Below are 9,439 nucleotides of genomic sequence, written 5' to 3'. Positions count from 1 at the left end.
CGAGGTCGCCGAGGCGGTCCGACGACATGTCCATGCCGTAGACCTCCCACGGCGTGGTTTCCAGGATGCGGCGCGTCAGGTGGTGGCCGATGAAGCCGTTGACGCCAAGAATCAGGACCTTTTTCATCGGTTTTCCTCGTTGGATTGTTCGGTATGGATAAGTTTGGCGAAGGCTTGCGGCGTGAGTGCCGAGCCATCCTGTGCCAGCAATCGGGTGACCATGACCAGGCCGCCGTCGCCGCACAGGCCGATGATCTGCCCTTCGTGCACATGCAGGCCGGGCGCCGTGCCGGCGGGCAGCGCCAGCGCAAGGTCCGCCAGCGGCCGGCGCGCCTGCGCCACAATGAAGCGGTGCCCGGCGAGATCGGAGAACGCGCCGGGATAGGGCGGTGCGACGGCGCGCACGAGGTTGTAGACCTCGGCGGCCGGGCGGCTCCAGTCGATGCGGCCGTCTTCCGGCTTGCGCCCGGAGAAGTAGCTGCCCTCGGCCAGCCGGTTGGGGTGTTGCGGCGTCTGCCCGGCGATCATCGCGGGCAGGGCGCGCCACAGCGTCTGCTCGGCGGCAACGGTGACTTTCTCGAAGACTTCGCCGGCAGTGTCGTCCGGCAGGATCGGCACCGCGGTCTGGTCGACGATATAGCCCGCGTCAGGCTTGGCTTCCATGGCGTGCAGCGTGGCGCCGGTCTCGGTCTCGCCGCGCAGCACCGCCCAGTTCACCGGCACGCGGCCGCGGTACTTGGGCAGCAGCGAGCCGTGCATGTTGAAGGCGCCGCCGGGGGCCAGCGCCAGCACGCCCGCCGGGATCATGGCGCGGTAGTAGAACGAGAAGATGACGTCCGGGCGCGCGTCGCGCACAGCCTGGGCAATCGCGGGATCGGCAGGGTCCTCGCCATAGATGAAGGGGATGCCCAGCTCGGCGGCGGTGTCGGCCACGCGGCGGAACCAGATGTTCTCGTCGGGGCGGTCGCGGTGCGTGATCACCAGCGCCACCTCCACGCCGCGCGCATGCAGCACGCGCAGGCAGCGGTCGCCGACATTGTGGTAGCCAAAGACGACGGCGCGCATCATTGCTCCGCGCCTGCGGCAGCCGGCCTGACACGCTGCGGGTCCGCTTCCAGCACTGCCTTGATGCGGTAGCGCGGGCGGTCGCGCACTTCCTGGTAGATGCGGCCGACGTACTCGCCCAGCAGGCCCAGGCCGAACAGCAGGATGCCGATCAGGAAGAAGTTCATGGCGAACAGGGTGAACACACCCTGGACTTCCGAACCGAACAGGAAGCGCCGGACCAGCAGCACCACCACCAGGACGCCTGAACACAGCGACAGGATCGTGCCGATGGCCGAGAACCACTGCAGCGGCACGATCGAGAAGCCGGTCACCAGGTCGAAATTCAGGCGGATCAGCTGGTACAGCGAATACTTGGATTCGCCTGCGTGGCGCTGTTCGTGACCGACTTCGATCTCGACCGGATTGGAAGCAAAGGTGTAGGCCAGCGCGGGGATGAAGGTGTTGACCTCGCGGCAGGCATTGATTGTGTCGATCACGTTGCGGTCATACGCGCGCAGCATGCAGCCCTGGTCCGTCATGCGGATCTTGGTGATGCGCTCGCGCAGCCGGTTCATCGCGCGCGAGGCATAGCGGCGGAACGCGGTGTCGTTGCGCTGGCGGCGGATGGTGCCCACGTAGTCGTGGCCGGCGCGCATGGCTTCGACCAGGCGCGGGATTTCTTCCGGCGGGTTCTGCAGGTCAGCGTCCAGCGTGATCACGATCTTGCCGCGGGTATGCTCGAAGCCCGCCAGGATCGCCATATGCTGGCCGAAGTTGCCGGCGAACAGCACCACCCGGGTCACATCCGGGCGCTTGTGGAACTGCGCCGCCAGCATCTGCGCCGAGCGGTCGACGCTGCCGTCATTGATGAAGATGATCTCGTACGACTCGCCAAGGCCATCCAGCGCCGGATAGAGGCGGTCGAACAGGGCTTGCAGCCCGTCTTCTTCGTTGTAGACCGGAATGACGACCGAGACTTCGACCGGGCTCATTTGGAGAGACGTTTGCATGTTTCGCTGAGGATTGCGCAGACCCGCTCTACATCGGTGGCTTGCATCGCGGGGAACAGCGGCAGCGTGACGATGCCGCGCCCGATGCGTTCGGCATGCGGCAGCATGCCTTCGCGCCAGCCGAGCGAGCGGTAGTAGGTGAAAAGATGAATGGGCGGATAGTGCACGCCGGTGCCGATGCCGCGCTCGCGCATGACCTCCATGACCTGCTGGCGCGCCTGGGCCGGGCCGCCTTGCAGGCGCTCGGTCGGCAGCACCACCTGGAACATGTGCCAGTTGGTGGTGGCATCGTGTGCATCCAGCGCTTGCGGCAGCTCGATGCCCAGCGCTTCCAGGCCGCTGTCGGCGGCACAGCGGAAATACGTCTCGGCCAGTTCAGCACGGCGCGCGGTGATGGCATCAAGCTTGCCCAGCTGCGCCAGGCCGACCGCGGCGTTGACGTCGGTCAGGTTGAACTTGCCGCCGGGCTCTTCGACATCCATGCCATCCATGCCGGTGCGGATCACGCCCTGCAGCCGCAGGCGCTCGGCGCGCACGGCTTCTTCGGGCGTGTTCATCACCAGGCAGCCGCCTTCGATGGTGGTGATGTTCTTGTTGGCCTGGAAGCTGAAGCTGACCAGGTCGCCAAAGGCGCCGATGCGCTGGCCGCGCCAGCGCGAGTCGATCGCCTGCGCTGCATCCTCGATCACGCGCAGCCCGTGCTTGCTGGCAATGGCGTACAGGCGGTCCATGTCCACCGGCAGCCCCGACAGGTACACCGGCATGATGGCGCGCGTGCGCGGCGTGATCGCGGCCTCGACGGCATCGAGGTCGAGATTGCGCGTGCGCGGGTCGATGTCGACGAACACCGGCCGCGCGCCCACTGCCAGCACTACGTTGGCGGTGGCGACCCAGGTCACCGGCGTGGTGATGACCTCATCGCCCGGCCCGATATCGGCAATGCGCAGCGCGATTTCCATCGTTGCCGAGCCATTGGCGAAGGTGCGCACCGGGCGTCCGCCGAACAGGTCCGACAGCGCGGCCTCGAAGGCCTGCATCTTCGGGCCGGAGGTGATCCAGCCCGAGGCCAGCACCTTGCCGACTTCGGCAATGGCGGCGGCGTCGATGTCAGGCCGGACAAAAGGCAGGAATTCAGGGGCAGATGCGGTCATGGCAGAGCGAAGAAGAACGGTCGGTGTCGGACCTGGCGGCGCGCGGGCAGGCGCGTCATGAGCGGGCGATCAGGAAGACGCCCGCCAGTATCAGCAGGATGCCGGCCACGCGCAAGGGGCCGATCATCTCGCCGAACAGCCACCAGGCGGCCAGCGCATTGACCACGTAGCCGAGCGACAGCATCGGGTAGGCGATCGACACGTCCACGCGCGACAGCCCCACGATCCATACCCCCACGCTGACCACGTACAGCGTCAGCCCGGCCAGCACCGGCCATTGGGTCAGCACGCGCAGCGCGGTTACCAGCAGCGTGCCGCGGTCCAGCGTGATGGCGCCGATGGCATTGACGCCGGCCTTGAGCAACAGTTGCGCAGCCGCATTGAGCAGCACGCCGGTCAGGATGAAAGCGAAGGTGGAAAGCGTCATGGTGCTGCGTAGTGCAGGAGTTGCAGGAGTTGCAGGTTACTGTCCTGGGGGTTGCGTCTGCGGGCCGTTGCCCGGCAGCGCGAAATTGGCGACCGCCACACGGCGGCGGTCACCGGCGATCCGGTGCATCGGCACGCCGCGCGCAGCCAGTGCGTCGTAGGTCGCGGGCAACATGATCGCTACCGCGCGCTTGCCGTCCTGCCAGCGGGCGATAAAGCCGTCGACGGTCGGGATCCACTTCTGCGGTTCCTGGCCGATGCCGAATTCCAGCTCGTCCGGGTGCTCCACCATGATGGTGGTGCGGCGCAGGTAGAACGGCAGCGTGTGGTCCAGCATGCCCACGCTGTACAGCGGCATGTCCGGCGTCAGCACGGCATTGATGGCGGGCACCAGGTCCACGCCGGAGCTGGGCCGGCCCATGGCTTCGTGACCGCGCAGCGCCACCGTGCAGCAGATGAACATCGCCAGCGCATAGGCCACCACGCTGGGAAATACCCCACGCGTTCGCAGCAGCCGGTGCGCCAGCAGAGCGCCGGCCAGCATCACCGCGAAGGCGATGCCGGTCCACATGGCGAATTCGCGATAGACCACATTGGGCGTGCTGGGCTTGTCCATCATGCCGACAAACGGGCACGCCAGCAGCCCGGCCACGCCCAGCGCGATCATGGCATTGACCTGCCAGCGCCACGTGCGTTCCGTCACCGTGTCCAGCGCCACGCCGGCCAGCAGCGCCAGCGCCGGGAAGATCGGCACGATATAGCCGGGCAGCTTGGAGCCAGACAGGCTGAAGAAGACAAAGATCGCCACGGCCCACAGCGCTGCCAGCAGGGCGGGCTGGAATGGCCGCGGCGAGGTGCCGCGAGCGACCCCTGCGCGCTCGCGCACGGCCTTCCACATTTGCGGAACCAGGCCCAGCCAGGGCAGGAAACCGGCCAGCAGCAGCGGCACGAAGAACCAGATCGCGCCTTCGCGCTGGTGCACGTTCGAGGTATAGCGTTGCCAGTGCTCGTGGATAAAGAAGAAACGCAGGAATTCCGGATTGCGCTCCGACACCAGCCAGAACCACGGCACCGTCACCACCAGCATCGCGACAATGCCGCCCGGCAGATGCAGGCGGCGCCACAGGCCGAAGTCGCGCGTCACCAGCGTGTAGACCACCAGCACCAGCCCCGGCAGCGCCAGCCCGACCAGTCCCTTGACCAGCACCGCCACGCCCATCGCCGCCCAGCAGGCGAGCATCCAGTTGCGGCGTTCGGCGCGGGTGGCATCCGGGTGCTGCGCCAGCAGCATGAAGGCCAGCACGCACGCCATGGCGCCGGCCAGCGTCATGTCCAGCGAGTTGAAGTGGCCGGCGACATTCCACATCGGCGCGGAAACCAGCACCAGCCCGGTCAGCACCGCCACGCGCCGGCCGTACCAGCGTGCCGCGGCCAGCATCGACACGCCCAGCCCCAGGATGCCGGACAGCGCCACGCACAGCCGCGCCTGCCAGTCGCCCACGCCAAACAGCGTGTAGGCCAGCGTGGTCACCCACAGGTGGAAGGGCGGCTTCTCGAAATACTTGAGTTCGTGGTAGCGGATCGTCACCCAGTCGCCGGTGGCGAACATCTCGCGGGCAATCTCGGCGTAGCGGCCTTCATCGGAGCGCAGCAGGTGGCGCATGTCGAGGGTGCCGAACCAGACCAGCAGGATAAACAGGCTGGCCAGTGCGACCGCACCGGCGGTGGTGGCTCCAACGGACAGCGCGGCAGCCCGCGAGGTCGATGAACTACGCATAGATCTCCTGGAAAAGCGCGACGGATCGATGGTCCTGCGTGGGCGCGCGGTGACGGGAAGCCATCTCAACGCATGGACTTGCCTGTTGGTGGACACCAGGCGGCCGGCAGGCTGGCACGCGCCTGGGACGCCACTGCCGCCTCGGCGCACGCGAGGCCGGCAATGGTAGCACGGTGGGCAGGCTGCCCCGGCGAGTGCCGGGGACGGCATGCAGGGGCGGCCGGGTTGCCGCTGCTGAGGAAAGGAAAGTGCAGCTCAGGCCGGCTGCTGCGCGCCAGCCGCCTTCGGGCGGGCGCGACGCAGGCGCAGGCCCACGCCGATAAGCAGGATGCCGCACACGATGGCCCAGGAACCGATCAGCCACAGTACCGCCAGCGCGCCGGCCACGGGCTGCCACAGGACCAGGAAGGCGAAGGCGATGCTGACCAGGCCGGCCAGGATCAGCCACCACTCGTTCGGGATCTCCTTGCGCAGCTTGATTGCCGCCACGATCTGCAGCACGCCGGTGGCAAGCGTCCAGGCGGCAATATAGAGCAGCAGCGACAGCGCGGTGATGGCGGGGCTGAACCAGGTCAGCGCGCCCACGCCCAGTCCAAGCAGGCCCTGCAGTGCCAGGATCCAGCGGTCGCTGGTCTCGCGGTCCTTGCCGGAGATCGCCATCAGCAGCGCCATCAGGCCATCCGCCGCGGCGTAGGCGCCGAAGACAATGACCAGCGCCGCCAGCGTCGCGATCGGCGCAAAAAAGGCAAAAAAGCCGAAGATCACGGCAAACATGCCGCGCAAGGTAACTACCCACCAGAGTTTCGCGTAGTACTGAAGCATGGAATCTCCCACTGGGCCCGGAATGGGCCGGCATCGAGAAAACCCGGCGGCACCGAATCTGACGGCCAGACGATATGGTGTCGGGCCAGGCAAGCCTTGCTGCGCGAAAAATCCGAGTTACATACGCAACAAAACGCGATAATTTCGGTGTCCAGGCGACCGCCTGGCAGGCCGGGCGCTGGGTCGGGGGCGCCTGGACATTCTAGACGGGGATTCATGTGAAGACAAAGGCGCAGCAAGATCGGCTGGCAGGCCTGGTGGCGGGCGCGGCCATGGCGCTGGCGCAGCATGCCGGCGCACAGGGTGCGGCGGCGCTGCCAGGCGCCGGCCCGGCGGTGGCGCAGGCCGCGGCGAGCCAGGCGCAGGCATCGGCGGCGGCCGTGCTGTGCAGTGCCCCGTGGTTCCGCTCCGGCTCGCATGTGCAGATGGAAGGCGACGGCGTGATGCCAATGTCGGTCAGCATGACCCTGCGCGACGTGGCGCGCAGCCCGACCGGCTGCCGCGCCCAACTGGAGATCAATTCCAAGACTGCCCTGTCGGCGCTGATGGGGCCGCCGGTGATTACCACCCAGGTGCATGAAGTGGTGATCGACCGCCGTTCGCCCGGCGGCCCGACCAGCATCGAAAGCCAGCATGCCATCATCAACGCCCGCGCCCGCTACGCGCGCATGTACGGCGAGGCGGCCTTCCGCGGCATGGGCGTGTTCAACTACGCCGGCCTGGACCTGCGCGAGGGCGCCACGCTGGAGGGCGAGACCTTTGAGTCGAGCGTCTCGCTGAAGGTCTACCCGCTGGGATCGGATGAAGTGGTCAGCACCATGCGGGCACAGTATGCGTCGATCCATATCGGCTCGCGCCACGTCGGCAAGCGGCAGACGATCAATACCGTCCTGGGGCGCAAGGAATGCCTGCCGGTCACCTACGAGAAGCGCACCTCGCTGGGGCCGGTGTTGGTTGGCGAAGAAGTGGTGCAGGTCGAGCCGACCGTGATGCACGTCACCGACTGGTTCTGCCCGGCCGACGCCTTCGTGCTGCGCACTGAAGTGCGCCAGGATGACAAGGTGCAGCGCGTGGATGTCACCGCGCTGGAGAGCGACACGCAAGCGCCATAGGCTTGTGCGCCTGGGCAGGATGCAAAAAAACCCGCCAAGGCGGGTTTTTTTGCATCAGGCGCTTGCGGCTCAGCTGGCAGCCGGCGCCGAAGCGGCCTTCTGCTTGCTCTTCTTCTTGGTGGACTTCTTGGCCGGCTTTTTCTCGGCGGCCGGCGCGGAAGCGTCGGTCAGCTCGCTGCGGGTGCTCTTGTTCGCGCCCTGGCTGTACGGGTCGAACTTGTCGCCGGCCTTGGCCCCCTGGCTGTACGGGTCGAACTTCTCACCCGACTTGGCGCCCTGGGAATACGGATCGAACTGCTTCTTGCCGCCGGTCTGTGCCTGCACGGCCAGCGAAGCGGCGCCAAGGCAGAGTGCGATCGCGGTCGCGACGAACTTGTTCATGGTTTCTCCTGAGAAATGCCGCCGTCGGGCGGTCGTGTATGTGGCCTGTCCCTTGCACGGGACGGCTCGGCCCAGTGTCGCCAACATCGTTCATCGCTGTCAACTTGGGGCTTGCCCCGGCGCCACGACCTCATGGAAACCCTGAATTGCGGCCCCAGGCCGATTGAGGTTGTGGACCGCTTGCCCGCTTACTCCGTGACCGCGTCCGACGGGTGCTTCCAGGCCGCGCGCACCTCGCCGGACGGCGCCAGCGCCAGGTTGATGCCGCGGCTGCCGATGGGCTGCTGGAACCAGCGCTTCTGCAGCGCCGTGACCTCCGGGCCGGCAAAGGTGTTGGCCAGCGCCTGGTCGACCAGCCGCTTCCATTCCGGATCGGCCTTGGACAGCATCAGCGCATTCTGCTCCACCGACAGCGCCGGGCCCACGATCACGTACTGCGAAGGGTCCTTGGCGCGGGCGCGCAGGCCGGCCAGCAGCACGTCGTCCATGACGAAGGCCTGGGCACGGCCGGATTCGAGCAGCAGGAACGATTCGCCGTGGTCCTTGGCGTAGACGTCGTGGTAGCCGTACTGGGCCTTCATGCGGCGCACGTGGCGGTCGCCGGTCGACCCGGCGCTGGTGACCACGGTCTTGCCGCGCAGGTCGCCGAACGAACGGATCCCCGAGTCGGCGCGCACCAGCATGCGCACGGTCGACACGTAGTGCGAGACGCTGAACGCAACCTGCTTCTGGCGCTCGAGCGAATTGGTGTTGGGTGCGCAGTCCAGGTCCACCAGCCCGTTGACCACGGCGGGAATGCGGTTTTGCGGCGTGAGCGGCATCCAGCGCACCTTCAGGTCTTTCAGGCCCAGTTGCTGGCGCGCCGCTTCGGCCGCGCGCAGGCACAGGTCGACCGCATAGCCGGCCGGTTGGCCCTTGTCATCGGCAAACGAGAATGGCAGCGCCGACTCGCGGTAACCGAGCACGATGGTGCCGGATTCGCGGATCTTGTCGAGCACAGGGCTCTGGGTGCTGGCCAGTGCCGGCGCCAGCGCGGCAGCGGACATGGCGGCGAGGGCGACAGCCGCCAGCGAGCGGCGGGCGCGGAGGAGTCGGGCGGACAGGGCGGGCAGGGTGAAGGCAGGCATGCGGGGGAAACCGGAAAGCGGCCGGCAATGTGGCAAAGACGCAAGGGTATACCCCTGGTCAGGGGCCGACGAAGGATATTGTTGTCATAAGCAAATTCCCCGCCCCGAAAGCCTTGCCAGCTATAGGCCGTCTGGCAATCGTCTATAACTCGTCTGGAATTCGCTCATCCGGCGACCCTCACTTCGCCCCATTCTGCGCCCCGCACATCGCGGTAGACAGCCGTCATGTCCGCCAACTTGTGACCCAGCATGGACTGTGCAAAGTCCGGCGAATGCTGGTCCGCATAGAGGCGAGCAGCCAAGCTGCGCATCTCATGGAAGCTGGCCGGCGTCTAAGCAGCACAGGTTTCGCAAGCACAACATTGATCAGATCACCAGGAGCGTACGAATTACTTCCAGCAATCCCCGGAACTGTCCAAGAAGCTCATGGAGTTTGGCGCGCTGTTCCAGAAGACCACGATCGAAGAGCCCATTCGCGAGCTTGTCGAGATTCGCGCATCGCAGCTCAATGGCTGCGCGTTCTGCGTCGACATGCATATCAAGATGGCAAAGATCCACGGCGAGCGCGAATTACGACTGCATCATG

Annotated in this window: 11 protein-coding genes and 1 pseudogene; 2 read left to right on the top strand and 10 right to left on the bottom strand. The window is 66.7% G+C overall.

Features of this window, described 5'->3' with window-relative positions; genetic code table 11:
- The 7 genes from ACW4E8_RS40780 to ACW4E8_RS40750 form a co-directional block, all read right to left on the bottom strand.
- Positions 1–127: NAD-dependent epimerase/dehydratase family protein (locus tag ACW4E8_RS40780; RefSeq protein ID WP_456809663.1), on the bottom strand; the 127-nt coding region annotated here is incomplete at its 3' end.
- Entirely contained in the window at positions 124–1,065 is a 942-nt protein-coding gene (locus tag ACW4E8_RS40775; protein ID WP_456809662.1) for a formyltransferase, read from the bottom strand. The genes ACW4E8_RS40775 and ACW4E8_RS40780, both read right to left, overlap by 4 nt.
- Positions 1,065–2,057 (bottom strand): glycosyltransferase, encoded by a 993-nt coding sequence (locus ACW4E8_RS40770; RefSeq protein ID WP_456809660.1) that lies wholly within the window; start codon positions 2,055–2,057, stop codon positions 1,065–1,067. The genes ACW4E8_RS40775 and ACW4E8_RS40770 overlap by 1 nt, the downstream gene beginning before the upstream one ends.
- The gene (locus ACW4E8_RS40765; RefSeq protein WP_456809659.1) at positions 2,036–3,208 is read right to left on the bottom strand and encodes a DegT/DnrJ/EryC1/StrS family aminotransferase; all 1,173 of its coding nucleotides are present in this window, start codon (positions 3,206–3,208) and stop codon (positions 2,036–2,038) included. The genes ACW4E8_RS40770 and ACW4E8_RS40765 overlap by 22 nt, the downstream gene beginning before the upstream one ends.
- A gap of 55 nt (positions 3,209–3,263) precedes the next feature.
- The gene (locus tag ACW4E8_RS40760) at positions 3,264–3,635 is read right to left on the bottom strand and encodes an EamA family transporter (protein WP_011617364.1); all 372 of its coding nucleotides are present in this window, start codon (positions 3,633–3,635) and stop codon (positions 3,264–3,266) included.
- A 36-nt stretch (positions 3,636–3,671) separates the two neighbouring features.
- On the bottom strand, positions 3,672–5,411 hold the full coding sequence (locus tag ACW4E8_RS40755) for a glycosyltransferase family 39 protein (protein WP_456809658.1): 1,740 nt from the start codon (positions 5,409–5,411) through the stop codon (positions 3,672–3,674).
- Between the two features lie 255 nt (positions 5,412–5,666).
- Positions 5,667–6,233, bottom strand: coding sequence for an HdeD family acid-resistance protein (locus ACW4E8_RS40750; protein WP_456809657.1), 567 nt, complete (start codon positions 6,231–6,233; stop codon positions 5,667–5,669).
- Positions 6,234–6,451: 218 nt separating this feature from the next.
- On the opposite strand from ACW4E8_RS40750, the gene ACW4E8_RS40745 reads away from it, so the two are divergent.
- Entirely contained in the window at positions 6,452–7,345 is an 894-nt protein-coding gene (locus ACW4E8_RS40745; RefSeq protein ID WP_456809656.1) for a hypothetical protein, read from the top strand.
- 69 nt (positions 7,346–7,414) lie between these two features.
- Here the strand turns inward: ACW4E8_RS40745 and ACW4E8_RS40740 are convergent, their stop codons facing one another.
- The 3 genes and pseudogenes from ACW4E8_RS40740 to ACW4E8_RS40730 form a co-directional block, all read right to left on the bottom strand.
- Complete coding sequence (locus ACW4E8_RS40740) at positions 7,415–7,726, bottom strand: hypothetical protein (protein ID WP_018314232.1); 312 nt, start codon at positions 7,724–7,726, stop codon at positions 7,415–7,417.
- Between the two features lie 188 nt (positions 7,727–7,914).
- On the bottom strand, positions 7,915–8,853 hold the full coding sequence (locus tag ACW4E8_RS40735) for an amino acid ABC transporter substrate-binding protein (protein ID WP_456809655.1): 939 nt from the start codon (positions 8,851–8,853) through the stop codon (positions 7,915–7,917).
- Positions 8,854–9,017: 164 nt separating this feature from the next.
- Positions 9,018–9,167 (bottom strand): annotated as a pseudogene (locus ACW4E8_RS40730) (tyrosine-type recombinase/integrase); the annotation flags it as partial.
- Positions 9,168–9,264: 97 nt separating this feature from the next.
- Between ACW4E8_RS40730 and ACW4E8_RS40725 the strand changes: the two are divergent.
- Positions 9,265–9,439 (top strand): carboxymuconolactone decarboxylase family protein (locus tag ACW4E8_RS40725; protein WP_456809661.1); only part of this gene is annotated, 175 nt, incomplete at its 3' end.

Source organism: Cupriavidus sp. CP313, assembly GCF_054072015.1.
The sequence above is the reverse complement of the archived record's forward strand: the minus strand, read 5'-3'. Positions and strand labels throughout refer to the sequence as shown.